The 26578-nt window shown below is 40.6% G+C and carries 21 protein-coding genes; 8 read left to right on the top strand and 13 right to left on the bottom strand.

Annotated features, from left to right (window positions below):
• Positions 1–134: 134 nt before the first annotated feature.
• A complete protein-coding gene (locus BCU68_RS00445) occupies positions 135–1451 on the bottom strand; it encodes a MipA/OmpV family protein (RefSeq protein WP_102562823.1) in 1317 nt (438 codons plus the stop codon).
• Positions 1452–1586: 135 nt separating this feature from the next.
• Between BCU68_RS00445 and BCU68_RS00450 the strand changes: the two genes are divergently transcribed.
• Positions 1587–1928 (top strand): hypothetical protein, encoded by a 342-nt coding sequence (locus BCU68_RS00450; RefSeq protein ID WP_102562824.1) that lies wholly within the window; start codon positions 1587–1589, stop codon positions 1926–1928.
• 52 nt (positions 1929–1980) lie between these two features.
• On the opposite strand, the gene BCU68_RS00455 is transcribed toward BCU68_RS00450, so the two are convergent.
• Complete coding sequence (locus BCU68_RS00455; protein ID WP_102562825.1) at positions 1981–2511, bottom strand: 3'-5' exonuclease; 531 nt, start codon at positions 2509–2511, stop codon at positions 1981–1983.
• Between the two features lie 369 nt (positions 2512–2880).
• On the opposite strand from BCU68_RS00455, the gene BCU68_RS00460 reads away from it, so the two are divergent.
• From BCU68_RS00460 to BCU68_RS00475, 4 genes are all read left to right on the top strand, one after another.
• Positions 2881–3513, top strand: a complete 633-nt coding sequence (locus BCU68_RS00460; RefSeq protein WP_102562826.1) for a DUF2760 domain-containing protein — start codon at positions 2881–2883, stop codon at positions 3511–3513.
• Entirely contained in the window at positions 3513–5438 is a 1926-nt protein-coding gene (locus tag BCU68_RS00465; RefSeq protein WP_102562827.1) for an Hsp70 family protein, read from the top strand. The genes BCU68_RS00460 and BCU68_RS00465 overlap by 1 nt, the downstream gene beginning before the upstream one ends.
• Positions 5439–5507: 69 nt before the next feature.
• A complete protein-coding gene (locus BCU68_RS00470) occupies positions 5508–8315 on the top strand; it encodes an Hsp70 family protein (RefSeq protein WP_102562828.1) in 2808 nt (935 codons plus the stop codon).
• Positions 8316–8466: 151 nt separating this feature from the next.
• On the top strand, positions 8467–9702 hold the full coding sequence (locus BCU68_RS00475) for a DUF1566 domain-containing protein (RefSeq protein ID WP_102562829.1): 1236 nt from the start codon (positions 8467–8469) through the stop codon (positions 9700–9702).
• Positions 9703–9784: 82 nt separating this feature from the next.
• Here BCU68_RS00475 and BCU68_RS00480 read toward each other — a convergent pair whose 3' ends face one another.
• The 4 genes from BCU68_RS00480 to BCU68_RS00490 form a co-directional block, all read right to left on the bottom strand.
• Positions 9785–10180, bottom strand: a complete 396-nt coding sequence (locus BCU68_RS00480; RefSeq protein ID WP_102562830.1) for an ACT domain-containing protein — start codon at positions 10178–10180, stop codon at positions 9785–9787.
• 62 nt (positions 10181–10242) lie between these two features.
• On the bottom strand, positions 10243–10419 hold the full coding sequence (locus tag BCU68_RS16995; protein ID WP_198591663.1) for a hypothetical protein: 177 nt from the start codon (positions 10417–10419) through the stop codon (positions 10243–10245).
• A gap of 185 nt (positions 10420–10604) precedes the next feature.
• Positions 10605–11306: an ion transporter gene (locus BCU68_RS00485; RefSeq protein ID WP_241901240.1), complete on the bottom strand. Its 702-nt coding sequence runs from the start codon at positions 11304–11306 to the stop codon at positions 10605–10607.
• Positions 11307–11387: 81 nt separating this feature from the next.
• Positions 11388–12485 (bottom strand): type I restriction endonuclease, encoded by a 1098-nt coding sequence (locus BCU68_RS00490; protein ID WP_102562832.1) that lies wholly within the window; start codon positions 12483–12485, stop codon positions 11388–11390.
• A gap of 433 nt (positions 12486–12918) precedes the next feature.
• Between BCU68_RS00490 and BCU68_RS00495 the strand changes: the two genes are divergently transcribed.
• The 3 genes from BCU68_RS00495 to BCU68_RS00510 all read left to right on the top strand — a co-directional run bounded on the left by BCU68_RS00495 (position 12919) and on the right by BCU68_RS00510 (position 19551).
• Positions 12919–13278, top strand: coding sequence for an MmcQ/YjbR family DNA-binding protein (locus BCU68_RS00495; RefSeq protein ID WP_102562833.1), 360 nt, complete (start codon positions 12919–12921; stop codon positions 13276–13278).
• 479 nt (positions 13279–13757) lie between these two features.
• Positions 13758–18476 (top strand): transporter substrate-binding domain-containing protein, encoded by a 4719-nt coding sequence (locus tag BCU68_RS00505; protein ID WP_102562835.1) that lies wholly within the window; start codon positions 13758–13760, stop codon positions 18474–18476.
• Positions 18460–19551: an HD domain-containing phosphohydrolase gene (locus BCU68_RS00510; RefSeq protein ID WP_102562836.1), complete on the top strand. Its 1092-nt coding sequence runs from the start codon at positions 18460–18462 to the stop codon at positions 19549–19551. The genes BCU68_RS00505 and BCU68_RS00510 overlap by 17 nt, the downstream gene beginning before the upstream one ends.
• A 2-nt stretch (positions 19552–19553) precedes the next feature.
• On the opposite strand, the gene BCU68_RS00515 is transcribed toward BCU68_RS00510, so the two are convergent.
• The 7 genes from BCU68_RS00515 to tyrR all read right to left on the bottom strand — a co-directional run bounded on the left by BCU68_RS00515 (position 19554) and on the right by tyrR (position 26489).
• The gene (locus tag BCU68_RS00515; protein WP_102562837.1) at positions 19554–20735 is read right to left on the bottom strand and encodes a PcfJ domain-containing protein; all 1182 of its coding nucleotides are present in this window, start codon (positions 20733–20735) and stop codon (positions 19554–19556) included.
• Between the two features lie 227 nt (positions 20736–20962).
• Positions 20963–21271 (bottom strand): hypothetical protein, encoded by a 309-nt coding sequence (locus BCU68_RS00520; RefSeq protein WP_102562838.1) that lies wholly within the window; start codon positions 21269–21271, stop codon positions 20963–20965.
• Between the two features lie 315 nt (positions 21272–21586).
• Complete coding sequence (locus tag BCU68_RS00525) at positions 21587–22060, bottom strand: response regulator (protein ID WP_102562839.1); 474 nt, start codon at positions 22058–22060, stop codon at positions 21587–21589.
• A gap of 49 nt (positions 22061–22109) precedes the next feature.
• Entirely contained in the window at positions 22110–23528 is a 1419-nt protein-coding gene (locus BCU68_RS00530; RefSeq protein WP_102562840.1) for an SLC13 family permease, read from the bottom strand.
• Between the two features lie 265 nt (positions 23529–23793).
• Complete coding sequence (locus BCU68_RS00535) at positions 23794–24267, bottom strand: DUF2947 domain-containing protein (protein WP_102562841.1); 474 nt, start codon at positions 24265–24267, stop codon at positions 23794–23796.
• A 33-nt stretch (positions 24268–24300) separates the two neighbouring features.
• Positions 24301–24903 carry a ribosomal protein S5-alanine N-acetyltransferase gene (gene rimJ, locus BCU68_RS00540; RefSeq protein ID WP_102563151.1) on the bottom strand — a complete coding sequence of 201 codons (603 nt, stop codon included), beginning with the start codon at positions 24901–24903 and terminating at the stop codon, positions 24301–24303.
• A gap of 38 nt (positions 24904–24941) precedes the next feature.
• The gene (tyrR, locus tag BCU68_RS00545; RefSeq protein WP_102562842.1) at positions 24942–26489 is read right to left on the bottom strand and encodes a transcriptional regulator TyrR; all 1548 of its coding nucleotides are present in this window, start codon (positions 26487–26489) and stop codon (positions 24942–24944) included.
• Between the last annotated feature and the right edge of the window lie 89 nt (positions 26490–26578).

Genomic DNA, 26578 nt, shown 5'->3' on the forward strand with positions numbered 1-26578 from the left:
GATAAGTGTATCACAGCCTACTTGATTACATTAATAAAAAGGCCTCAATAGCAGCCACCATTAAAGTGGTATTCGCCATTAAGGTCTTCATACCTAGCCCCTTGATAAAAAAGACAAGGAGCTATATTGAAAGATTAAAACTCATACTGAAGGTAGATAGTATTATAGTTACTGCCACCCTTAATACGACCATACTGCGAAGACTGCTCGAAGATAGCTGAACGGTGATGCATGGAGTAACCTAACCACATGTTACTTAGCTCTTTTTTATTCATTAAATCGCCAATATTCACATCAAAAGAAATATCCATATAGTTGAGCAAGTGGCTAGCAACATACCCTTTTTCATCCATTTCAGTTTGCTCGATATAGGTGACATTGTCGATGTATGACATCCCTTCCGCAACACCAATACGCCAGGTCGTCGGCCAATTCAACGTATAGTACGCTTTAATCGCCACAATAAATTCGGTGCTACTTCGCTGAACTTTTGAGCTCCAGTGATGAGCAATACCAGGCGTTAAGTAAATATCGAGAGGCAAACCAAACAGTTCATCGGTTAACGGGTGACCATAAAACACTGAACTCATCTGATTATTGTATTGGTCTTTTACTCGATTAAACTTCAAGATGTCGCCCATATTTGAAGGCGTCGCCCAACCATGAGCGACACGTAAATAGGGTTTATTGCTTAACTGAGATTTAGGTGCTTTATCTTTATTATTAAAAAAGCCAAAGCCAAAAAACACTTCACCTTCATAACGCTTATCAACGGCAAAGCTTTGGTAGGCATTATCATCTAAACGAGTGAAAGAGGTTGAACCCAGCAGATATAAGTTAGACATCACATGGTATTTCGCATTAATGCCTACACTGACATCAACACCTGCACCAATATCTTCATTTGTCGCGGCAGAAAGAGCGTAATAGGCACTATTAAAATCAGAATCTTTATAACGCAAATTAAGATGCGGTTTTAGCTGCCAATCTCCATAGTGATACTCTCCTGCCAGGCGCCAGTTTACATGCAAGTTATAATCACTATCTGTCATCAATTCAACTTGCGTCTTCCAGTCATTATTAAGCTGATATTGCACCTGAAAGCCATAATCGGCAGTATCACCCTCAATGGCATTTTGGTGTTTTTGAGGAATATCAATGAAACGTAATCGCGTTAGCATGCTCGCTTGCCAAGGTGACTGAGCATCATTATAAAGAAAAACTCCGCCCTCAAGTCCATCTACATAGACATACTCATTTTCAAAAAACATCATAGGGACAAAAGTACTCACCGACTGATCGCTTTCTCCCGTTTCATAAGGAATACTCGCTAGACGATACATAGCAGCAATTCCCCACTCTTGTTCTGCATTTTGAGCATAAGCATCAGTTGCAAACAAAGAGGACAAACAGGCAGCTAACCAGGTTTTATAATGATGTGATACAAGCATGTTTAAAATACATCTCCGACGATGAACGAGATTTAATCAATTGTGAGTTTTTCTTCAATTTTTTACTATTCTTGCTTCTATTTTTTCTATTTTGATCGTTACAATAGCCTTCCACTCCAACTTATCGAGTTCTTTGTGAAAGCTTCTGAATTACAAACAAAATTACAGTCTATCTTAACCTATAATGATCCAGAGGTTGTTATAGGTGAACACTGGCTACCTGAACGACTGATTGCAACTCAACATAAAGATGAGCTGCTTTTCCTTGAGTTTGATAATGTACCTGATGATGCCGAAGGCGATGATGAAGGTCGTGGCTTCTTAGATCATGAGGTCGACATGCTACGTGAGCGGTTTAAAAAACTATTAGAAGAAGCAGGAACGACAGATGAAAAAACAGATGCGTTACTTGGTCTCTTCTTAATGGGGCATGAATTATCAACCGCTGATGTCATAGAAGTGTTAGCAACTGAGTAAAATATTCACTTTTCTTACACCTCGTTTTACTATGCACGTTATAACACTTATTTTACAGCATAGTTAACGCTAATTTACCTAAATTATAGGCATCGACATAACCAGAGTGTTGTCGACCTTCCCACTCTATATTTTTATTTTCTTGCGCCGCTTTATGACCTATTCGCTTTTCTTTCATTCTATTTTGAATACGATATAGCGTCGCTAAGTTAATAAACTCTTTAAAAGGAGCATCTAAGCCTTTTTCTTTGCACTCATTAAATAGGATTTGATCGTCACGTCCCCAGGCCGCATAGATTTTATTCGGTCCACCAAAGTTTTTCACCATTGACTTAATGACATCGGCTAACGGTCGACCTTGCTTTTCAACCGTACGTGGGGAGATACCCGTTAATTCAAAACAAAATAAAGAGACTTCGTCTTTCTCTGGCTTAACGTAATACTGGGCTCTTTTCACGATACTGTTGGTCGCTAAATCAATCTCGGCCAAGCCGATTTCAATGATTTCACCTGTCGTGCCTACCCCATCGACATTCCAGCAGCACATCTCTAAATCGAAACATACAACTCTGTTATGGTTCATACTCAGTCTTCTTATTTCTTATGGTTAATCTATTCAGTTAATATCGAATTGTACCTGAGCCAAAGATAAATCTCGACACCTGACCTGTTAAGTGCTCATTTCACCGACAGAAAGAGACTATTATCTCTTATCTCTCTTATATTTAGATTTATTGCTCTTTAATTCCCTCTGAGTTCGTTGTATTTTTAAGCTATCAAGCCTTGTTCTACTGTTAATTTCAGTAAACAGCCTTTCTTAGGGCTTGAATATGTTATTATCTGCCCCAAATTTTTACTATATAAAAGTGTATAACATAACGTTTTACATGCAGTGTTGAAGTGGTGTTACTCACATCGACACTCACTTAAATCAATCTAAAGAGAATTCATTATGAACTTTGATTTAAACCTAATTCCTACAACATTCGATATGCTACATGCAGGCCTTGCTTGCTCAAGCGTATTACTCCTTCTTATTGCGGTATCTCGCAAATCAAAAGTTATCGAGAAAGTAATAGAAAAACCTGTAGAGAAAATTGTTGAAATCGAAAAGCCGGTTGAGAAAATTATCGAAATTGAAAAAATCGTTGAAGTTGAAAAAGTCGTTGAGAAGATCGTAGAAGTTGAGTCAAAACTTGCTACTGCCTCAACCGATTCAGCGATGCAGTTACTCTCGCTATTGCAACAGGAGTCACGCCTAATTGACTTCCTACAAGAAGACCTGACTTCATTCGCTGATGACGAAGTAGGCGCGGCTGCTCGAGTGATTCACTCTGGTGGTCAAAAAGTATTAAAAGATTACATCGAGCTTGCACATATCCGTCAAGAAGATGAAGAGACACGCATCACTATTGCTGAAGGCTTTAACGCACAAGAAGTACGTCTAATTGGTAACGTAACGGGTAACGCACCATTTAACGGCACACTGATCCACAAAGGCTGGAAAGCAACTAATATTAAACTGCCTAAAGTATCAGAGCATTACGACGCATCAATTATTGCACCAGCAGAGGTGGAACTATAATGACTATTTCTCAAGACAATACTCAAGCAACATTCAGCGTTGGTATCGATTTAGGTACAACACACTGCGTACTCTCTTACCTTGATACAACCGATGAAGATGCGCGCGTTGAAGTCATGGCGATTCCTCAGTTAACGTCTCTTGGTACGGTTGAAGAGCGCTTCCAACTTGGCTCATTTTTATATCAACCACATGAACATGAGATGGGCGATGGAACTCGCACCTTACCATGGACAAGTGAACCAAAAGCGTTAGTTGGTGCTATTGCGCGTAACCTAGGTGGCAAAAGCCCGATTCGTTTGGTAGCAAGTGCTAAATCTTGGTTATGCCACGGTGGTGTTAATCGTCGTGATGACTTCCTTCCTCAAGGTAGCCCTGAAGAAGTGGAAAAAGTATCACCTCTAAAAGCCACTGAGCTTTACCTTGATCACCTAAAGCAAGCTTGGGATCACGCGCACCCAGATGCACCATTAGAAGAACAAGACGTTACTATCACAGTGCCCGCTTCTTTTGACCCAGCAGCGCGTGATTTAACCGCAGAAGCCGCTCGTAATGTTGGCTTTGCTCATTTAACACTATTAGAAGAGCCACAAGCTGCGCTTTATAGCTGGATTGATAACAGCAACGACACTTGGCGTGATGAAGTCAATGTGGGTGATATTGTCTTAGTGGTCGATGTGGGTGGTGGTACGACTGACCTTTCTTTAGTTGCTGTAACGGAAGAAGACGGAAACCTGAACCTAAACCGTATTGCCGTTGGTGAGCATATTTTGCTTGGTGGCGACAACATGGACTTAGCACTGGCTTACCGCCTAAAAATGAAACTCGCTCAAGATGGTAAGATGCTGCAGCCATGGCAAATTCAAGCAATGACTCAAGCTTGCCGTGATGCGAAAGAAGCACTACTTAATGATGCAGAGTTACAATCGGTTCCTATTGTTGTGCCAAGCCGAGGCTCTAAGCTTCTTGGTTCAACACTGAAAACAGAACTGACACAAGAAGAAGTACAACAAACATTGGTTGATGGCTTTTTCCCACAAGTTGCCATTCACGAACACCCAGTACAAAAAGCGCGTGGTGCATTAACGCAAATGGGTCTACCGTACGCACAAGATGCAGCGGTTACTCGTCACATTGCTGCTTTCCTAAGTCGTCAAGCGAACGCACTCAGTGACGAACCAGCCGCACCGCAAGAGCATAACCCGTTTGCAGGTATGCCTGGCATGGAAGAAGCACCAGCGACTGACTTTATCAAACCAACCGCTATCTTGTTTAATGGTGGTGTATTGAAGTCTGATCTACTCGCTAACCGCTTAGAAACGACCATTAATCAGTGGCTAGAAACCGCTGGTACGGATGCAGCAAAACGCCTAACGGGTCTAGACCTTGATCTTGCCGTTGCAAGTGGCGCTTCTTACTACGGCTCTGTTCGTCGTGGTCAAGGCGTACGTATTCGTGGCGGTATCGCATCAAGCTACTACGTGGGTATCGAAAGTGCAATGCCAGCGATTCCAGGTATGGCTCCACCATTAGAAGCACTTTGTGTTGCGCCATTTGGTATGGAAGAAGGCTCTAGCGTTCAAGTACCAAGTCAAGAGTTTGGACTAGTGATCGGTCAGCCAGTTCACTTCCAATTCTTTGGCTCAACCACTCGCCGTGATGACGAAGCAGGTACACACCTAGACTTCTGGCAACCAGAAGAGCTTGAAGAGTTACCGGAAATTCAAGTGACATTACCGGTTTCTGAAGGTCGTAACATTGGCGAAGTGGTACCCGTTACTTTAGCTTCTCGTGTTACAGAGCTTGGCACATTATACCTTGAAGCAATTGCTGCTGATAACGGTCAAAAATGGCATGTAGAGTTTGATGTGCGTGATAATGACGTACGTGAATCTACAGAAGACCAACCACAACAAGACGCTTAAACGTTCTATAATTAAAGCGGTGTCCCATTGGGCGCCGCTTTTTCATTTTATCCCCTGAGAGGTTTCTTTATGCCATCTCCTCGCTTTCTAGTCGGCATCGATTTAGGGACGACCAATACCGTTGTCGCTTTTTGTGAAATCAATGATGATTTGCAACACTCCCCTGTTTCTTTATTTGATATTGACCAGTTAATCGGTCCTGGTGAAGTCGTCCGTAAACCTTTACTTCCCTCTTTCCGTTATCATCCCGCCACCAGCCAAATTTCGCCAACGGATCTCATTCTCCCTTGGCAACCTGAAACTGTTCAAGGTGATATCCAACATGTCATTATTGGTGAATGGGCTCGAGAATTAGGCGCTAAAGTAGAAGGCAGACAAGTGTCCAGTGCGAAAAGCTGGTTATCACATCAAGGTGTCGATCGCCATTCGGAAATATTGCCTTGGGCGGGTGCCAGTGATGTTGAAAAAGTCTCTCCTGTTATTGCCAGTGCGAGCTATTTGAACCACATTCGTCAAGCGTGGAATTACCGAAACCCAAGTCACCGCTTAGAAGATCAAGAGGTCGTAGTTACCATCCCTGCCTCTTTTGATGAAACCGCACGTAAATTAACCCTAGAAGCCGCGCAACTTGCCGGGTTAACTAACCTAGTCCTTCTTGAAGAGCCACAGGCGGTTTGTTACGACTGGTATGCTCGCCATCAAGCAAGCGCAAATGAAGAGTTGGCGCAACTTCCACTAATCTTAGTCTGTGATGTAGGTGGTGGTACCACGGATTTAAGTTTGATCGAAGCTAAATTCAGTGACACTGGCGAACTGAGCTTAAATCGTATCGGTGTTGGTGAGCACTTAATGTTAGGCGGCGACAACTTAGACTTAGCACTTGCTCACTTAGCCGAACAGCGCTTCAACCAAAATAAAAAGCTAACCGCGGCAAGCCTAACAAAACTGATTCAACAAACTCGTCAAGCGAAAGAAGGGCTGCTTTCTCATTCAGCACCTGATGATGTGAAAATTACGATGCTGGGTAGTGGCTCAAAGCTACTAGGCGGAACCAAGAGCGTTAGCTTAAACAAGCAAGAAGTCTATGACATTGCACTCGATGGGTTCTTCCCACTTAGCGATTTTGACCAAGTACCAGATAAACGTCGTAGCGCCATGGTTGAGTTTGGTCTGCCTTATGTTGCCGACCCTGCCGTTAGTAAACACATTGCCGAATTTCTGACTCAGCACCAAGCGATTGCACGTGATGTATTAAATCACGACGTAGAAAGTGAGCAGCCAGCCATTCCTGTCGGTTTGTTATTAAACGGCGGTATGTTCAATAGTGAATTAATTACCGACCGCATGACCACCTTGCTCGACAACTGGCGCGGCGAATCGGTGAGCGTGTTAGATAACCCTCATCCCGATTGGGCGGTTGCATTAGGCGCTGTCGCATTTGGTAAAGCTCGCCATGGTGCGCAACTGAAAATTGGTGGTGGTGCTGCTCGTTCTTATTTCTTACATCTGCAAGAGAAAAATAAGCTGGGGAATGCCCTGTGCTTGCTGGCGAAAGGAACCGAAGAAGGACAAGAGATCCGTTTATCTGGTCGTCGTTTTTCTCTGACACTTGGTGAGCCGGTTCGATTCAACCTATTAACCTCAACTCATGACATGCTAACCGAAGATACCCAGGTTCAAAACGGTGTCATGGTTGCGGTCGATGCGGATCTGTTCTTGCCTCTGCCTCCCTATATTTCAACGCTTGCTGGTGACAATGTCGAACTGCAAGCAAACCAGAAAGAGCGTGTTGAAGTCCAGTTAGCTTGTCAACTGACGGAAGTCGGCACACTAAAAATGGAGTGTGTCAGCGTCGATGATCAAACACGCCGTTGGGAATTGGAGTTTGAAGTTCGTAATCAAAAAAATGATGAAACGAAAGCCACCACCTCCCCTCGCCTTGAAGCCAGTAAAGCACTGATCACGAAACTCTATAGCGGTAACAAAAAAAGCGCTGAAGGCAATGAGATAAAAACCCTGACTAAAAATTTAGAGAAACAACTTGGTAAACGTGAAGAGTGGGATTTTTTCACTTTACGTCCGTTGTTTGATGCATTATCTCAAGGTCGTAAGCGTCGTCGTCGCTCTGAACAACATGAAAAAAACTGGTTACGTTTAAGTGGCTTTGCATTACGACCTGGCTTTGGTGATCCAACGGACTCTTGGCGTGTCGATCAAGTTTGGTCTTTATATCAACAAGGCATTCAGTTTCAAAACCATCAAGGTTGGAGTGATTGGTGGGTATTCTGGCGTCGCATTGCCGGTGGATTGAATCAAGAGCAACAAGAAACGATCTTAGCTGACATTGCCAAGTACCTTCATCCAGGCGCAATGAAAAATCCGACAACGGCAAAAGCTGCGCAAGATAAAGGCTATGAAGCGATGGTTCGTTTGTCCGCATCGTTAGAGCACTTAGATGTTGAAGATAAAGTGTTACTCTCTTCATGGTTTTTAAGTAAAGCGGTTAACCAAGCGCAATTTTCTCAAGCACACTGGTGGGCATTAGGTCGCTTAGCTTCACGTACCCTACTTTACGGAAGCCAGCACAACGTGATCCCTCGCGAACAAGTCGAGCAATGGTTACCAAAACTCTTAGAGCAGAACTGGAACAAGGAAACCATGGCAGCATTTGCAACGGTAATGATTTGCCGTAAAACCGGCGACCGCTTATTTGATATTTCAGATGACTTCCGCCAGCAAGTGATTGACAAGCTTAAGGTGAGCAAAGTCCCTGAATCTTGGCTTGGTCTCGTCACAGATGTTAAAGAGTTATCGGATAGCGAATCAAAACGCGTCTTTGGTGATGCGCTGCCTCATGGCTTGTCACTGCTAAAATAACTGCCATCAAAATATCATTGAGGTCTTAAGTTTAAGACCTCAATTCTTAGAGAAGAGTAGCAAATAAAGTATGTGGAAAGAGTAATATAGTTAGCTTCACTGAATTAATCATGTGACTTGTATTAACTCTATAACTTGAGAAACGTATTTTATGGACAAAATCATTCTTAGCACTTTAATCACAAGTTCAATCCTCGCAACATCGGCTAACGCTACCGATCTCACCCTAACTCAAGCTGTGACTTCGAGTACAAAGCAGGTTAGCTATCCGATCGTAGATACAGGGCAACATAAAGCTTATAGCGATAAAAAAGAGATTTCATTACCACAGCAAGATGATAACTTTTTTGGTCAAGATGCCAACTATACCAGTAACCCTCCCTCCTACACTGACAACAAGGATGGCACAATCACCGATAATGTGACGGGGTTAATGTGGCAAAAAGAGATGGGTAAAAAACTTACCTATGACGAAGCTATCGAGCAAATTCATCAATTTAAATTAGCCGGTCACAGCGACTGGCGTATTCCAACCATCAAAGAACTCTATTCACTCATTCAATTTACTGGCAGCGTAAAGGGTCAAAAAGCGTTGTATCCTTTTATCGACACAAGCTATTTTAATCAGCCTCTTGGTGATGGCAGAGAAATTGATGCACAGACTTGGTCGCTGACCGAGTACGTAGGTAAAACGATGCGCAATGACGATACGGTTTTTGGTGTCAATTTTGTTGATGGTCGCATCAAAGGCTACCCTAAATTTAATCCTCGTAGCCACTCTGCCAATACGATGTATTTTCGATTTGTGAGAGGAAATACCGCCTACGGACAAAACCGCTTTGTCGATAATAAAGATGGCACGGTTTCCGATCTAGCGACAGGCTTAACTTGGCAACAAGCCGATAGCAACAAAGGGCTAAACTGGCAAAGTGCGCTTGCATATTCAGAGAACTTAACACTGGCTGGACACAGTGACTGGCGACTCCCGACAGCCAAAGAGCTGCAAAGTATCGTCGATTACTCGCGTTCGCCACAAACTTCTCAATCGGCTGCTATTGATCCCATTTTTTACACTTCTTCGATTAACAATGAAGGTGATGAAAAAGATTATCCATATTACTGGGCATCGACAACACACCTTGATGGCGCCGTTCCTGAAAGAGGTGCTGTTTATGTGGCTTTTGGTAAAGCATTAGGAAAAATGCGTGGCAAAGTAATGGATGTTCACGGCGCAGGCTCTCAACGTAGCGATCCTAAAATAGGTCAGCCAAGATCGCGAGGACCACAAGGTGATTATATTCGTGTCGATAATTACGTTCGCAGTGTAAGAGGCGGCAACGTTAACTTAGTGACGAAAGCACAAGCAGAAAAAGTGTATCAATACTAATTAATGACGCTTGGTATCATATAACCCTACCAAACATAAGGTAGGGTTAACCTAAATAAGCTCAGCGTAAATCTCAATTGTCTTAAGCAGCAAATTCTTGCAAGGCTAACAACGCTGCATCGGCATAGCTTGTTTGCACAAAAATATGATCATGATAAAAAGCCGCGATAACATTGGCACTAATGCCTTTCGATGCCAATTTAGTCGCAACGGCAGCCGTTAAACCAACAGCTTCTAGGCTTGAATGGACGGTCAGTGTGATCTGACGAAATGAACCATCAAATGGCAAGTTAGCCTGCATAGCCGTCGATTTTTCTAAAACTAAGGTAAGCCCTTCGCTCTCAACAAAAGTAGCAATTGGGTTAAGCGTGGTATATTCACTCAACTTTCCTGCAACTGTGCAAAAGACAAATTCAGGTTCAAGTAGCGCTGGCTTCATTGAGCTGAGTAGAGCGTTAAGATCGGTAATTCCTGACATGTAATTTCTCTTTCTTCAATAAGTAAACAACTGTTGATTATAACGGCTAACTAAGATTTAGGCTAAGTTTTTCCCTCATTGAATAACTTTAAATGCTTAGGGATATAAAAACCACATGCCTGTCTATCCACTTTGGTCGGTTGCTCCCACGCTCCACATAAATCTTGGCTATTCTCTCTTGTTCTCGTGAACTGCTTACATTGACCACATGCTTGTTTGATTTTTGTCGAGATATCCATATCCAGCTCACTTCTAAATATTTAAATGTTGTACATATTATAATGTACGAACCCTTTCTGCTCTAATTTCTCAAAGTTATTATTAAGCTTTCTGCTATAGAAAAAACTCAACGATATGACGTCACTACAATTGATGCAATTTTTTTTGATCTAAAACATAATGGGTAATTTAAAGCATCAAAGAATTATTTCTTCCTCAATAGTTCTTTGATTTCACTTAACTCTGTCTTGAGCTCTGCTATTTCTTCCATAAGAACATCATTATTATCACTCGCCATTTCATCCACAAAAATTGCATTCGCAAGAGATAAAGCAATAAAACCGCCTAAGATCAAAACAGTTATAACAAAGGTATTTACAGCATAATAAGCATATGGATTAGCCAACTCTTTCGCTGCTTCTGGCACTGCTCCCCAGTTTTCTATCGTGAAAATCCCAAAGATAGTGTTCATTGAACGCAACGGATCTCCAAAATACTCAGGAATTACATTAGAAAATAACGTAAACCCTAATAAAGAGAAAAAGGTCAATTGCACAGCTAATAATATTAAGACTGCTTTAGATGCTTTTATAGCTCTTATAAGACCATTAACAATGTGCTCAGTATTTGGCATAAGTCGAATAATCTTGACAAGTGAAATTATTCTAAAAATTCTTAAGTAGATAACGCTTCCAAGTGCCTCACTTGGCAAAAATAAGAAAATAGAACTTATCACAACTATTGAGAAATCAAATTTATTTCCAAAAGTTGATATATAGCCGAGCCAAGTTTGCTCTTTTATCTTGAAAAATGCCTCAAGATAAAAATAAACAACGACTAACCAATTCAAGGCATGTATAAGGATTGAGTTACTATAACTGCTAAGAAAAGCCAGTATGACAGCCATAACGATAGCTATAGCGTTATATCGGGGTAAGGTGAAATATTTCATATATAAAAAAGGGAGAGCTAATCTCCCATACTCTATTTATTCAAATCTAGCTGCATTTTCTAGCAACTTATTCGATAAGCCATAGATATCATCCAAGCTTTCGATTGGGTGGCGAGTTTCTTTTTTATCTTCACCTGTAATCCCAATATACTTTTGTTTAGCATTAAAATGTAAACGGCATAAAGGTTTGCGGTTATTATCATCAAGTAGAATACCAAAGTAGCTTTGCGTATCTCTTGCAGTAATACGCGAAACATCTAATTTTGCACGCAAAATGGCTTTAACAATATTGAAACCATCTATTTCTTCTTCTGTAGTTACAATTCTAGGCTTATCATCTTCAACTTGTTCTGGTGTAATTTCTGCTTCTATTGTTATCGACTGAGTTTGCGCTTGAGCCTTAATAGCGACCTCTTCACTTGTGCCAATAGCAGACTTTAATCGGTCATTGATACTGTCGTTAAGGAACTGTTTGAGAGCTTTTGACGTAATTTCAAGAAATTGAGCTTTAACTTTTGCAGTTTGGACACCATCATAAACCCTTGATGTGAAAAATTTCACAAAATCTTCTTCTGGACTCTTAAACTGCTCTTGTAGAATTTTCTTAATCTGATTTAAGTACTTAAGTTCACCAGCAGCATCAACAACGGAATCAACATCAAAAGAGGATTTAGTTAGTTTTTTAACTTCTGGAACAATATGCTCATCAAGATCAGATATATCCAACGTTAAAAATGGTTTTTCATCCATTTTGTTCGGTGCATCTAGGTCTGTATAGAACTCGTAAACTTCACCATTTGTTAAAATAGCTATACGTGCATTAGTGACTGAGAAATAGCGGAATAACTGGCTAGCATGTTTAGTCGATAGCTTCTCACCAAACTTTTTACACTCGATAAGGATTTGAACTTCACCATCTTTAAGCAATGCATAATCTACTTTCTCGCCTTTTTTAGTGCCAGTATCAGCATTGAACTCGGGAACAACTTCTGTTGGATCAAAAACATCATAGCCTAAGACAGTATGTAAAAATGGCATAATAAGTGCATTTTTAGTTGCTTCTTCTGTTTCTAATGTTGTGCCAACTTGAATTATTTTTTTGGATAACCCCTGTAGGCGTTCGATGAAGTCCATATCTTTACCTTTTCTTATCTTGCATATTAATTAACATATCATACCAAATGATGAAAAAAACACCACTAACCGCTCAAAAATACAACTGTTAATGTGAGATAGCTGCTGCAAGATTCAATTGCCGATAAGAATTTAGTCTTTTAAGGCTATTTAAAGGGAAACAAGTAGAATTGTTATTTGGTCAAATATGGTTAAAAAACCGAAACATGTAATGAGCGCAAACTTCTTAGTCACATAGTACTTAGGTGAACTGAGTTTTTGATCGACTGTAACACTGAATAGGACATAATAAGTCAACGCAGATCTCTGTTATGCATCTTCGTCAGCATGCCTCTAACCAAAAGTTTGTCAGTGACTCGACTAAACTTTATAGCCGATACGGCTAATCTGAACGATACTATTTGCCACTCCTATTTATACATAAGAGCATTCCATGAACCATAATGATTTCAACCAATATTGCGACTCATTCAAAGCATCAACCTATGTAATGCAATGGGGTGGCTCTCATGTATGGAAAGTCGGTGGCAAAGTGTTTGCCATTGGCTTTACTTTGAAAAATGGACAAGCGGCATATACCTTTAAAGCCTCTGAGCAAAATTACTACTTTTTACATGAAAGTGACGGTTATCGCCCTGCTCCCTATTTTGCTAATCGCGGGATGAAATGGGTTCAACAGACCGACACTTCTGCGAACTTAGATGAGCAGCTAAGATATTATTTGTCTGAGTCGTATCACATTGTATTATCGGGGATCAGTAAACCAAAGCAGATCAAAATGGGTCTGTTGTAAACAGTCGGATAATGCTGTTATCAACTAACTGTTATAAAAGATAAATCTCCCATTCATGCGAGTTTGTGCACATAAAAATATAGCGAATATTAGGGTATATTCAGATTGATACTATTTCAGTGGTGCAGGGAGATTTGATAATTAGCGAACGGAAAAACTTTCATAAGGTCTATGATCTAACCCAAAGAGTGCTACCTGCACATATAGATACATCGATACCTTCACCTGAAGAGCATGCCAGGTTTTTGGTACAAAGTTACCTTGCTAAGTCAAGTCTCGCATTCGAGGCACTGTACCTATGTAACTCCCTCCCCCTAAAATAGACCATTTGATTTCAACTCAACCAAAGCAATAAATAATATTTATATGCGTCAAAATAATAACACCCAGTTGCATATCTGGCTATCAGTGTTAAGCTTAACCAAGTGCATCTATGCACATAATGGGTTTAATTATTCAATTTGATACAGGGAGTTAGCATGAGTCGCTTGATAAGGGTTCTCCGTCTAATTTTCGCCTACTCTATTCCATCACTTTCTGTCAGGAAATTGGTCTACATAGCTTTACTCTTGACCGTTAGCAACCCTTTCTATAGTTATGCCATAACATTAACGCCATCCGATGCTCATGATAATAAGCCTGTTATACGTATTGGTTATCGAACTGATAGCACACCACTGCAGTACCAAAATGAGAAAGGCGAAGCTGACGGAATTTTAATTGATTACTGGCGTACTTGGGCACAAATATCAGGAAGAAGGATAGAATTTATTCCCGGCTCTAATGCTGAAGGGCAAATTTGGTTAGAACAAGGAAAAGTCGATTTACTCGCTGGTGTATTTAGAAATGAAAAACGCGCTCAAACCATGTCTTTTTCTGCGCCACTTTTACACAGTGAATACTATTTATTCGCCAATACTTCGGAAGTTGAATACATTCAACAAGCAATAAACTATCCTATCGGCGTCACTCTCAATAGCTTTCACCATAACTGGCTAAAACAACATTTCCCCAATGCAGATATCCGTACATTTAAAGGTTATAAAGCTCTTTTTGACGCGGCAGTAAGCGGGGATATTAACTTATTCATCAGTCAACCCCTTTATCTTGATACTTATTTAAAACAAACCCCTTCCACAACTAAATTTAGACCGGTTGAAGGTGCATTGTATTCTCATCCTTATCGTGCAGCTGTAAAGAAAGGAAGCTTCAGCTTACTAAAAGAAATCAACTATGTAATACAAGACATCGATATTAATAAAAAAGATGCCATTTCAGCCAAATGGAGTGGATTTCATTGGGAGTATCAACAAATACCTGACCCACAATTAGTTACACCATCTGGAGTCTTACTTACTAAAGAAGAAAAAGCATGGTTAGAAGAGCACCCAGTCATCCCGATAGGTGTTGATGGGCGCTGGCCTCCTGTTGATTTTACCGACCCTAATGGCGATCTTTCTGGAGTTTTACAAGATTATTTGAGTGTTTTTGAAACGCAGTTAGGCGTCATCTTCAATCCAATTGTCTTTGCCAATTTTCAGGATATGCTCTTTTCAGTTCGCAATGGTAATTTAAAAGTCGGTGCTACTATAGTCAAAAAACCAGACAGAGCGAAAAACGTCTGGTTTACCTCACCATACTTTAGTGCTGTCAAAGTTATTGTTTCTCAGAGTGATAGCCAGCAATACTCACAACTATCTGAACTTTACGGTAAAAAGTTAGCACTTGAAAAAGGCTTTTATATCGTTGAAGAAATTAAAACTAATCATCCAGAAATTATCGTCCGTACTTTTGCCGATACTGAAGAGGCATTAAAAGCGGTATCTTTTGGCAAGGTTGATGCCTACATAGGAAACCAAGCTGTTGTGGATTGGTTGATGGATAGCTTACAACTCACAAATTTGACCTTTAGCGGCGACCCTCAATTTCCACCAGGTCATCAAAGGTTTGCTATTTTCAAAGACCCAGAGTGGGAACCTTTAGTTGGCATTTTAAATAAAATATTGGACGCAATGACAGTCTCACAACACCAACAAATACATGCAAGATGGATAAACCAAGAAAACCAACTCACTTCCCCACTCATTCTATCTAATCAACAGCGCCTCTGGTTAGAAGCTCACCCAACTTGGCGTTTAGGCATTGATAATAGCTGGCCGCCATTTGAGTTCATTGATAATGAAGGCGTTTATTCTGGCATTTCCGCTGATGTGATGGGCACACTAGCACGTATGATTGAGACTAGTTATTCCCCTCCAGTAGATAAGCCCTGGTCACAGATTCTGACGGATTTTTCGGCTGGAAAAATCGATATTTTACCAGCGGTAACCCCAACGCCAAAACGGCGTGAACAGATGCTATTTTCTAATCCCTACCTTGAAAGCCCGTATATGATATTAGTTCATCAAGATACTCGCTTAGTTACTAGCCTTGATACACTAATTGATAAACAAGTTGGCGTTGTTAAAGGGCATGCCATCGAAGAGATATTGATGCGCGATTATCCCGATTTAAATTTAGTCTCATTTGAATCAAATAAAGAGGCACTGATGGCATTAAGTGCTCGTGACATTGATGGCTATATTGGTAATTTAAATGCATCATCCTGGACATTAGAAGCACTCGGTATCCGTAATGTAAAGGTGACCGCAACGACTCCATACTCCTTCCAGCAATCTATTGGTATCCGTAAAGATTGGCCTGAGCTACTTGAAATCATCAATTTGGCTATCGAAAATATTAGTGACAAAGAAATTCAAGATATTGAAAATAAATGGTTTTCTGTCCAATTTGAGCATCAGGATAATCACTTTCAAATTTGGCGAGCAATTTTAATTACCTGCAGTATATTAGTGCCGTTTATTATTTATACTCTCGTTTGGAATAGAAAGCTGAATAAAGCACGCCTTAAGTTAACGGAAAGCAGTCTTCACCTTGAAGCCGCCAAACAAGAAGCACTACAAGCCAGCGCATTTAAAAGTCAATTTCTGGCCAACATGTCCCATGAAATTCGCACTCCAATGAATGCCATTATCGGTATGACTCACCTATTGCAAGATACCCAATTAAATACTAAACAACTGGATTACTCTGAAAAAATTCGACGCGCTTCTATAAGCTTACTGGGGATCATCAATGACATACTCGACTTTTCAAAAGTAGAAGCGGGGAAATTAGAAATTGATGAAAATGAATTCTCCCTGCAAGAAGTCTTTACCAATATCGCTAATTTAGTCGGAATGAAAGCTGCCACTAAAGACATCGAATTATTATTTGAATTAGACCCTAGCATCCCTGATCTTCTTATTGGAGATGCACTGCGCATAGAGCAAATATTAATTAACCTGACTCAAAATGCGATTAAATTTACCGAACAAGGAGAAGTACTACTAAGTACTAAAATCATCTCCCAAACGGTTCATAAGCTATCCATAGAGTTCTCGATAAAAGATACCGGTATTGGTATTGACCCTAGCAATCTAGAAGCCATCTTTAACGCCTTTACCCAAGCGGATGGCAGCATTACTCGCCTTCATGGCGGGACGGGCTTAGGGCTTAGCATCAGTAAACAATTAGTCGAATTAATGCACGGAACGATTACCGCAGCCAGTGAACCCAATAAAGGCAGCACCTTTAGCTTTACACTTCCCTTAACTTTACCTTCTACAATTGCTTGTAAAAAAACGGAAATCAATAAGTACGCATCAATTAAAGGAATGAAAGTGCTCGTTGTTGACGATAATGGCAGTGCAAGGAAGATTTTAAAATCATTATTAGAGTCATTTTCCTTTAAAGTGGATACTGCCTCCAATGGTGCTCAAGCCATTGATATGGTAAGTGTCATGAATAATGTGAAAAATGAATCTCCATACCATTTGGTATTTATGGACTGGCAAATGCCTAAAATGAACGGAATTGATGCAAGTCAAAGCATTAAATCTTTACCGCTTAGCAAGCACCCATCAATCATATTAGTGACGGCTTATGGTCGTGAAGATGTGATACAAAAAATTGATGATGAGATTTTCGATGCTGTTTTGATCAAACCAATTAATGCTTCCGTCTTATTTGATACTTTAATGAAAGTATTCGACCCATCACAACCGTCTAGCCCTGTAATAACAAAAAATACGATTGATCAGTTAGAAGGTCATATTTTATTAGTTGAAGACCAAGAGATTAACCAGCAAGTGGCAACAGAGTTTCTACAGCGTATGGGGGTAACATCGACAGTTGCAAACAATGGTAAGCAAGCGATAGAACGACTTGATGAACAAACATTTGATGTCATTTTAATGGATCTGCAAATGCCGATTATGGACGGTTTTGAAGCAACAAAAATAATTCGTACCCGCTACGACCAAAAACAATTACCTATTATTGCTATGACAGCTCACGCAATGAAAGGTGACCGAGAAAAATGCTTAAAAGCTGGTATGAATAATCACCTACCTAAACCTGTCGAGCCTGATCAACTCTTTTCAACTCTGAGCGCTTACCTTAATCATAAGCACATTAAATTACCTGATGATATTCCAGAGAAGCCAGCACAAAACACTCTACTCTCTCCGATAGAAGGCGTTGATGTACACTGGGGAATGAAACGCTTAGGTGGGAACCAAACACTCTATGTCCAACTCATTAGTGAGTTTTACCTTCGCCATAAAGATCAACTACACAAGCTAGAAAATTATAAAGATGCGGGTGATTTAAAATCAACAGTACGTACTGTGCACACGTTAAGAGGTGTTGCGGGTAATTTAGGCGCTAAGCAATTAGAGCAAGTGGCCGCCAAGTTAGAAAGCCAATTAAATCATCACTCCTCTCCTTTTGATGCGCTGGAATGGCAACCTTTTATTGATAGTTTTACCGCATTATTTGCAGAGCTTAAACAGTGCCCATGGATCAATCATAAAACCTTAATAAATTCAGTGAATAATAACAAAGAAACGTATATTTCAGCCACTGATTTAAAAACCATATTAGCCCCTATTGATGAACTATTAGCGGCAGGAAATCCAAAAGTGAAAGAGCAAATTCTCACTCTTGATGGCAAAGTAGATAACGAACTGGTTCAACAACTGACGGCACAGATCAATGAGTTTGAGTTTGATACCGCTAGAGAGTTAATAGCCCAAGCAATAGTCAATGTGAATAACCAAGTAACACAGGGAGCTAACAATGTCACAGCACCTTAAAGATAAAATTTTAATTGTTGATGATGAAACATTCTACATCAGTGTCTTGGTTGAAATACTTGGGGATGAATACCATGTATCAATAGCAAAAAGTGGCGAACAAGCCCTTGACCGCATTGCTAAAGGCTTTATACCAGATCTAGTGCTGCTCGATATTTTAATGCCTGGGTTAGATGGTTATGAAGTATGTAAGAAATTAAAAGATAGCCCTGATACTTCCAATGTACCTGTTATCTTTTTAACCGTGAAAAATGAAGTGGAAGAAGAGATACTCGGTTTTGAGTTAGGCGCTGCTGACTACATCATTAAACCATTTAGTCTTCCTGTTATTCGTGCAAGAGTAAAAACACACCTTGCCCTTTCCGCTGCCAATAAAGCGCTAACCGAACAAAATCATACTTTAGAAGCCAAAGTGATAGAGCGAACGGCTGAGATATCTCGGACGCAAGATGTCGCAATTTACTGTATGGCATCACTTGCCGAAACCCGAGATAATGAAACAGGTAAACACATTCGTCGTACTCAATATTATGTCAAAGCATTGGCAGAGTATTTAAGACTGCATTCCACCTATGCAGACCAAATTGATGGTGATTATATTGATATATTATTTAAATCGGCTCCCCTACATGATATTGGTAAAGTTGGGGTTCCTGATGCTATTTTGCTCAAGCCAGGCAAACTAAATAGTGCAGAGTGGGAGGAAATGAAAAAACACGCCGAATACGGTAAGCTAGCAATGGAGAATGCTGAACATGAATATGGGACTTCGAGCTATCTAAATGTCGCCAAAGAAATTGCTTATGGCCATCATGAGCGTTGGGATGGTAGTGGCTACCCGCAAGGTTTAATGGGAATCAATATCCCTTTATCAGCACGAATTATGGCGCTAGCCGACTGTTATGATGCACTGATTAGTCGCAGGGTTTATAAAGCCGCTTTCTCACACGAAAAAGCGACAGAGATAATTAAGCAAGGTAGTGGTAGTCACTTTGACCCACAAATAGTTGAGGCTTTCGAAGTGATTGAGGAGCAATTTATGAAAATAGCAGACCACTTTCGAGATGACGATTAGCATTAGCTAATTTTTCGGCTCAATTTTTTATTGTTTCGAGCTTGCTCTAGCCACTCATAGACCTTTGTACGAGTTTCATGACTTGGTACTTTATTTCGTAGACCATATATTTGCTCAATCGTATATGGGAATTTATTATTATCATTAATAGTTACGCCAACCGTCATTCGTTCTGGGTGAGTCAACTTAAATGCGGCATAACGACCTTGTGCGATGCGGTTGTGATATACCGCGATGCAATGAAGCATATCCTTACCTTCTTTACACAACTCTTGATAATCAACAATTTGTGATATAGATGCTGTTTCATGAAGATGTTTAGTGTAAGGAATATCAGCATCAGTCGGCTTTGTTGACTCAATTCGCATGTCATTACGACGTCTAACCCACTCATCGTGAAGCTCAACAAGTGATTGATAATCAGTCAGATTGACAATATTTTCCATTGGTGCTTGCACACCTAATGCCTGACCAAGCCTCAGTGTATCTTCAATGCATAAGGTTATTTTAAGACGTGTTGTATAACTAATTTGCCCAATAGCTCTACCAAGATGCGTGCCGGTTAAAAATGGATGCGTATGATCTAAAGAAAGACTTGCGAAGTTAACCTTAGAGTAATGGCTAAAGCGCTTAAAATACCCCGTCCTTGCATCCAGCATTTTCATAACATAAATGATTTCACTCGTGCGGTGATAAGTAAGATCTAATTTATCAATAAATCTTAATACCGCTTTAGTCGAAGCAAATCCTAAATGGTCTAAAATTTGACGTTGGCCCAACTCTGCAACACTCAACGCCTTGCTATTATCTACTGGGTAACGCTCACAAATCAGCGCCAAAATAAGCGGACGTACTGCCAAAATATCTTTTGCTTTATCACTATTTGCTGCAAGCCAAAGCATCTGATACTGGTGCTCTGGGAGAAGGCCTGTTTTACTTAAAAAACCATCAGGAATAGTAGACAACCACTGCTCTTTGTCAGCATCGTCTTGAATAAAATTAAGACCGACACCTACTCCGCCCTCGATAAGCTCAAGGCGACCATTCTCATAACGGCGAAAAGCGCTGAACCCCTCATTCCATGGACTGATTTGAACATCATAGCGGTAGCCGATAGATGTCGTAGGTATCGTCACTAATAAAGACGACGCCGAACGTACTGGCTTATTTAAAAGGGCTTGCATAAGTTATTGTAATCCTAGTTCTTTAAAGCTATTAATTTCCATTTACTATCATACACGATGAAATCAATTCAGGATTCCAAAAATTACTGGTAACTTAAATGTTCTTTTACTAATCAGCGTTAAGTGAATTCAGTGCTTACTTCGTTATATTTACACGTTGTGACAGAATCAATATCACAGTGCAATATAGACCTAATCGATTGAAGGCTAGCCTCAACCTGCGTGGATTACCAGTTAAGCGCATTAAAAGTGAACAACAGCCCAATGAAATTTAATATAGCTATAAACTTAAACCATCTTGATAAGTCTTTGATAGATAATAAATAGAGTGTCGTAAAGAATATGAAAATCATACCTGGAATGGTAATAAATAAGTATGCAAGCCCTTGGGTCATAGCAATACCATCAGTATCACTTGCGATATTGTAATCTTCGTAAAAAGGAGCGCGTAGAAAACTCCAAGCGATAATCTGCACTATCAGGACTGAGAATGCTTTAAGGTTTTTATTTAGATCTTCACTCGTTTCCGTTTTCATATGCACTCGCTAACATTATATTAGTGTACATGCCCATCGATACTTTTCAGATCGACTCATAACTATCAAACGGTTGATAATAACTATAAATAAAACTCGCATGCTCACTTTGCGAATAATATTTTACTCTCTTAAAACATCAAGACAAACGCCTTAGGGTTAATAACAAATATTTCGTTCGGTATGTCTTATTTATGAGTTAGTGATATCACTAGATTGACTTATACACGTGGATCACGGTGCTCTCTTCCAAATACAACCAAGGCAATAACCAATATCTCTATCTATTATTGCCCTGCTTTCGTTGCCTTTGCTTTAACGTAAACGCTTGAGTACGACCATTTGATCAAGGTTTTCTTGATAATCGGTATAATCAAAACCGCGATCAAACACATATTCCGTAATCAAACGTCGAACTGCATCAATCAAGGCTTCGCCATCCCACGGTTTCTCAAAATACTGATGAATGCCAGCGGTATTAATTGCAGTGATGGTGTCGTAGTGGGTAGCTTGCCCTGTTAGCAAAATCTTCTTCGTTTGCGCAAAGCGTGAGTCTTGAGTCACTTCACTTAACAACTCAACTCCCGTTTTACCTGGCATAACATGGTCGGAAATAATCAACGCAATATGCTCACCTTCCGCATCAAGATCATCCATCAGTTCTAGCACTTCATCGGCTGATTCACAGTCTTCAATATGCACCCAACTCGATAACGTATTAAGATCTTGCAACACTGCACTTAATACTTCTCGTTGGTCATCCACACAAATTAGGTTCAACTTTTCCATTTTTACCCTCACCGTATATTTTTCTAATAATTATATTTCAGACCGAGATTTAACCGATATGACCGACATAATGTAAAACCCATACCATGATGAAACTTAAAAACACCCCAACTACGCCTAAAATAATACCCACTTTCGCCATGTGATTGCTTTGTATATGACCGGTTGCATGAGCCAGTGCATTAGGTGGTGTACTAATTGGTAGCGACATACCCAACGAAGCAGCAAACGTCACAACCAGAATCAAGGTCACTTCACCACCAAGCGGCGTCAGTGAAGCCATTGATGAACCAAGTGCAGCCATGATCGGCATCAACAAGTTAGCCGTTGCTGTATGTGACATAAAGTTCGCCATCACAAGACATAAGAACGCAGCACCAAACAAAACAACATAAGGAGAATAAGCATCAAACGGAATGCTATGAACTACTAAACGAGCCAGTCCGGTTTGATCTAATGCTAAGCCAAGTGCTATACCACCAGAAACCAGCCATAACACATCCCAAGAGATCTTCTTCAAATCTTCTTTATTGATGATGCCAGTAATCGAGAATATCGCCACAGGAATCAGTGCGACAGTGTAAGAGTTCATACCATGACTTGAACCCATCAACCACAACAAGATGGTTAGGCCAAACGTGATGTAAACCACGATCGCTTTTGGTGTTTTTAAGAATTTACCTTTGATAGACAGTTCGATTTTTTGCTGCTCTGCTTTAAAGATATAGCAAATCAAGAACCATGCTAATGCCATCATGATAACCACGAACGGGACACCAAAGGCCATCCACTCGCCAAAGGAGATCAGGTTATCACCGACTAAATATTTTAATGCAATCGCATTCGGTGGAGTTCCGATTGGGGTTCCGATCCCGCCGACGTTCGCTGCAACAGGGATACACAATGCAAACGCAATACGACCCGGATCGCTTGGCTTAAAGAGTGCAATCACAGGGGCTAGAATAGACAGCATCATTGCCGTGGTGGCGGTATTTGACATAAACATTGAGAAGATACCAGTGATCAGCATCAACCCCAGCATTACGTATTTTGGTTGGTGACCAAATGGACGTAATAACACTCGCGCTAGGTTGACGTCCAAACGATATTTCGTCGCTGCCATGGCCAGAAAGAAACCACCCAAAAACAGCATGATGATTGGGCTAGCAAAGGTCGCCATGATATCTGAGTAGGTGAGCAAGGTGCCGAAATGATCTTGCCCCTCCTCTAACCTAAAGAAGAAAATACCTTTATCCGATAACATCAATAGCTCTAAAACAATGATAACCACCGAGGTCGCGTAAATAGGAATGGGCTCAAACACCCAACAAAGTGCGGCGAGTAAGAAAATAGCAATCACACGCTGCTGTATAACAGTGATGCCTTCAAACGGAAAGGCACTGAGCGGCAACATTAAAACAATAAATGGAATAACCAGTGGGATAATATATTTGATGTACTGACGCATGAGATGACTACTCTTCCTGAGGTAAAACGGGCTCTAATCTTCTAAAATTTAAAACAAACTCATCACCAATTGACTCGTTTGTCTCTATAGAACCGTAACATGATGTAACATTTAGTATTTATGAAAAGAAAGGGGCTATTCTTGGGGCAGATCAAAAAGAAGTGAAGTTGAGTGTTATTTATTCTATTTATGTGCTTTAACGCATAAAAATAAATAACACTCTGATTTTATAAAGCAATCTCACGACTGCGGAGGATGATGAGGGTTAAGCTCTTTTGCCGAGTTTAACTTTGCCTTTACTGTCAAACCATAATGCTTCGCTACGACGACGACCTAATAGGATTGGACCATCATCGTAAAATAAGAAGTTTTTCCAATGCTTTTTAAACACTGACCATTTGGTTTCAATCACATTGTACTTTTCATAGCAGAAGTACACAGTGACATCATCTTGCCAATCGATAAAGTCAAGAATGCCTTGCGGAAGCGCTTCTTCATCGGCTTCCCACTCTGTCATCCAATCGATAGTATCACTCCAGTTACTCTCTTTACTTGCCCAATCTTGAGGGCTAAAGCGATCAGCATCAGGGCTTTGTGGGCTCACGTTTTCTTGCCATAATTGTGAAGCCCTTGCTTGGCTCATTGGGTGAATTTTAGCTAAATCTTCTGCCGGTACTGGCATTGATTGGTGAGTGAAAATCCACTTTCTTTGATATTCATCCAAAGTGATATATGACATTAACTATCCTTAATGTATTAATTGGAATTCGGGTTAAGCTTGCCAGTTGGGGTTGATAAGCGCCATTAATTTATGATCTTCCCAGCGGCCATTAATTAACAAATACGCTTTTGCATACCCTTCTTCGACAAAACCAAGTGCCTTTAAGACACCTTCACTTTTTTTATTCTCTGGCATGTAATTAGCGGTAATACGGTGCATATTATGCTGATCGAACATGTAATCACACGCTAAGTGCAATGCAGAACGCATGATGCCCTGCCCTTGCGCTTGCTTATCTAAAGAATAACCAACATTACACGCATGCAATGGAAAGCGAGACAGCTGGCTAAAAGAGAGCGTACCTAATACTTCTTGTGTGTGATGATTCAGTATCAAACAATAATAGCCTAAGCCCATACGATGCAGTTCATTGAGCTTGATAAGCTTTTGTGCCCAACCATTGACGGAAAAAAAGACGCTGTCTCTTTTCGGCTCCCAAGGCTGTAAGTGATCGCGGTTATCTTGAAAGTATTGACTCAATAGCAATGCATCGGTATTTCGCACAGTGCGCAAACAAATCGTCAAGTTAGAGTTGGCTAATTTGACGACTTTGAATACCCTCTGCTTGGTGCACACATCTTGTTCAAGAAACATGTTCTGCTTAATAAGCTTATCTTGATCAACAGACACGGTTAACCCTGTTTTTTAATTGAGTAATCACGTAATTTATTCGCAATGGAGGTATGTGATACATTCAAACGTTTCGCCAATTTACGGCTTGATGGGAATGATTGATACAGACGCTCAAGTACTTGAGATTCGTAATCTTTCATTATTTCATCTAAAGAGCCTTCGATGGCTACGTGCGGATTAATCGTGATATTTGCTTCCACTTTAGGCAAATTAAAGTGCTGATAACGCAGAGTATCACCGTCTAGTTGGGTTAATGCTCTTAGTACCATATTGTCTAACTGACGAATATTACCCGGCCATGGATAGGTCGCTAACTGCTCGATTACATCACGTTCTAGCTCTGGCTTTTTAATGCCTAACTGTTGAGTGTACTTGGCAATAAATAGGGCTAACAATGGCGCGATATCATTTGGACGCTCACGTAAAGGCGAAATAGACAGAGTTAAGACGTTCAAGCGATAGAACAAATCTTCTCTGAATGTGCCTTCTTGCGCTAAATCGGCAAGGTTATGACGTGTAGAGGCAATGATACGCACATCAATATGCATTTCATGCTCTTCACCTACGCGGCGGAAAGTGCCATCTTGCAAGAAACGTAGCAGTTTAATTTGCAAGTGAGGGCTCATTTCACCAATTTCATCGAGGAAAACAGTGCCACCGTGTGCTTGCTCAAAAATGCCTTTATGACCTTGCTGGTGATTAAATGAACCAGGTGCATGACCAAATAGCTCGGTTTCCGCAACATCATCAGGCATTGACGCACAACTTAAAATCAAAAACGGCGCACTTGCTCGGTGAGAACGGTTATGACACGCCTTTGCCAGCATCTCTTTACCCGTACCGGTATCCCCTTCAATCAGAAGCGGTTGATCAAGCATCGCTAATTTTTTCGATTGACTCATCAATGCTTTATGACGGTTAGAAATACCAACAAAATGGTCAAAGCCTAAATTGTTATAATCAGCAATCATTTCCACCGACGCACTATCTTTGTGTTCGGTATGGATTGTCACTAGTGCACTGGCAAGAAGTGGCTCATCGGATTCGCTATTTAGGTAGACGGGCATGACTTCCATCATGTAATCCAAACCATCAATAATAATGCGCTCACGTTGACGAACAATATCACCCTCTAACCAACGGCTAAAGTTAAAATATGGCAGCAAAGTAGCGACAGGTTCACCGAGCACTTCATCGCGAAACTTGGCAAACAACTTTAATGCCGCATTGTTAGCTGTATTGATGTTACCTTTTAAATCTATCGACAACACAGGATCAGGCAGGTTAGCAAGAATGGCGACTAACTCGGTGTTTTGTCTTTCGCTTGGCATAAACTGAATGCGTCTCACGTCATTAACGCCAGCAATTCGACGTATTTCTGCCATGAGTTCGCTAAAAGTATCAAAGTCTATTTCCGGGCAATTAAGGTAAATAATGCCCACAGTATCAATTTCAATACCGCGCAAGTCAATACTTCTAGATACGAGTATATCCAGTAGTTCTCGCGTTAAACCAAGTCGATCTTCACATAAGACTTCAAGACGCACAGAGAGATCCCCAAAATTAAAAGTGTCACGAAATATTGACAGTAGTTTGAATTAACCCTGCTATATCGTCAAGTTATGTTGCGCTCCTA

Origin of the sequence: Vibrio sp. 10N.286.49.B3 (genome assembly GCF_002873395.1) — a bacterium.
Lineage (GTDB): Bacteria > Pseudomonadota > Gammaproteobacteria > Enterobacterales > Vibrionaceae > Vibrio.

Excerpts from the sequence above, each read along its gene's own strand:
- BCU68_RS00535 (WP_102562841.1), bottom strand. The coding sequence starts at position 24,267 with ATGTCATATATCACTTTGGATGAATATCAAAGAAAGTGGATTTTCACT.
- BCU68_RS00470 (WP_102562828.1), top strand. The coding sequence starts at position 5,508 with ATGCCATCTCCTCGCTTTCTAGTCGGCATCGATTTAGGGACGACCAAT.
- BCU68_RS00490 (WP_102562832.1), bottom strand. The coding sequence starts at position 12,485 with ATGGACTTCATCGAACGCCTACAGGGGTTATCCAAAAAAATAATTCAA.
- BCU68_RS00485 (WP_241901240.1), bottom strand. The coding sequence starts at position 11,306 with ATGGCTGTCATACTGGCTTTTCTTAGCAGTTATAGTAACTCAATCCTT.
- BCU68_RS00510 (WP_102562836.1), top strand. The coding sequence starts at position 18,460 with ATGTCACAGCACCTTAAAGATAAAATTTTAATTGTTGATGATGAAACA.
- BCU68_RS00515 (WP_102562837.1), bottom strand. The coding sequence starts at position 20,735 with ATGCAAGCCCTTTTAAATAAGCCAGTACGTTCGGCGTCGTCTTTATTA.
- BCU68_RS00520 (WP_102562838.1), bottom strand. The coding sequence starts at position 21,271 with ATGAAAACGGAAACGAGTGAAGATCTAAATAAAAACCTTAAAGCATTC.
- BCU68_RS00455 (WP_102562825.1), bottom strand. The coding sequence starts at position 2,511 with ATGAACCATAACAGAGTTGTATGTTTCGATTTAGAGATGTGCTGCTGG.
- BCU68_RS00480 (WP_102562830.1), bottom strand. The coding sequence starts at position 10,180 with ATGTCAGGAATTACCGATCTTAACGCTCTACTCAGCTCAATGAAGCCA.
- BCU68_RS00525 (WP_102562839.1), bottom strand. The coding sequence starts at position 22,060 with ATGGAAAAGTTGAACCTAATTTGTGTGGATGACCAACGAGAAGTATTA.
- BCU68_RS00465 (WP_102562827.1), top strand. The coding sequence starts at position 3,513 with ATGACTATTTCTCAAGACAATACTCAAGCAACATTCAGCGTTGGTATC.
- BCU68_RS00495 (WP_102562833.1), top strand. The coding sequence starts at position 12,919 with ATGAACCATAATGATTTCAACCAATATTGCGACTCATTCAAAGCATCA.
- BCU68_RS00460 (WP_102562826.1), top strand. The coding sequence starts at position 2,881 with ATGAACTTTGATTTAAACCTAATTCCTACAACATTCGATATGCTACAT.
- BCU68_RS00505 (WP_102562835.1), top strand. The coding sequence starts at position 13,758 with ATGAGTCGCTTGATAAGGGTTCTCCGTCTAATTTTCGCCTACTCTATT.
- BCU68_RS00475 (WP_102562829.1), top strand. The coding sequence starts at position 8,467 with ATGGACAAAATCATTCTTAGCACTTTAATCACAAGTTCAATCCTCGCA.
- rimJ (WP_102563151.1), bottom strand. The coding sequence starts at position 24,903 with ATGTTTCTTGAACAAGATGTGTGCACCAAGCAGAGGGTATTCAAAGTC.
- BCU68_RS16995 (WP_198591663.1), bottom strand. The coding sequence starts at position 10,419 with ATGGATATCTCGACAAAAATCAAACAAGCATGTGGTCAATGTAAGCAG.
- BCU68_RS00445 (WP_102562823.1), bottom strand. The coding sequence starts at position 1,451 with ATGCTTGTATCACATCATTATAAAACCTGGTTAGCTGCCTGTTTGTCC.
- BCU68_RS00530 (WP_102562840.1), bottom strand. The coding sequence starts at position 23,528 with ATGCGTCAGTACATCAAATATATTATCCCACTGGTTATTCCATTTATT.